Here is a 728-nt window from a genome sequence, read left to right on the forward strand (position 1 = left end):
TTGCGGCCGAGGAACTCCAGATTGCCGTCGGGCAGATAGCGCGCCAGGTCGCCGGTGCGGTACAGCCGATCGCCGTCCACAAAGGGACTGGCGATGAACCGCTCCGCCGTCAGCTCGGCACGGTTCAGATAGCCACGCGCAACCCCCGCCCCGCCTATGTAAAGCTCACCCACCGCCCCCAACGGCACAGGCTGGCCGAACCGATCAAACAAGTACAACCGAAGATCGGGGATGGGCTCTCCGATCAGATTGGCCGAGTTGGAGGTGTCAGATTGATTAAGAGGTCGATAGGTTACATGCACGGTCGCTTCCGTGATGCCGTACATGTTGATCAATTGCGGGGCGCTGTCGGAATGCCTTTCATACCACGGCTTTAGAATGGACGGCTCCAGAGCCTCCCCACCAAAAATCACATATCGAAGGCGGTTTCGAACATTGCTCTGGCATTCTACATCCATGAAAGCTTTAAAAGCCGAGGGGGTCTGATTGAGAACCGTGACGCCAGACTTGCAGACTAGCTCATGGAAGTCGGAAGCAGAACGGGCGGTATTACTCGGCACGAGTATCAAACGCCCGCCATAGCGCAGTGCGCCCCACAATTCCCACACCGAGAAGTCAAACGAGATGGAATGGAACAGGCACCATACGTCGTGTTCGGTGAAGCCATACCAGTCCTGGGTCGCCTCGAACAGACGAGCCATCTGAGCATGCTCGACCATGACGCCCTT

Annotated in this window: 1 protein-coding gene; it reads right to left on the reverse strand. The window is 57.4% G+C overall.

All coding sequences use genetic code 11. The features are described 5' to 3' along the window. A partial coding sequence (locus KIP88_RS45915) for an AMP-binding protein (protein ID WP_283848603.1) occupies positions 1-701 on the reverse strand: 701 nt, incomplete at its 3' end. Positions 702-728: the final 27 nt, after the last annotated feature.

The sequence above is a fragment of the Bradyrhizobium sp. SRL28 genome (assembly GCF_018596315.1).
Classification (GTDB): Bacteria; Pseudomonadota; Alphaproteobacteria; order Rhizobiales; family Xanthobacteraceae; genus Bradyrhizobium.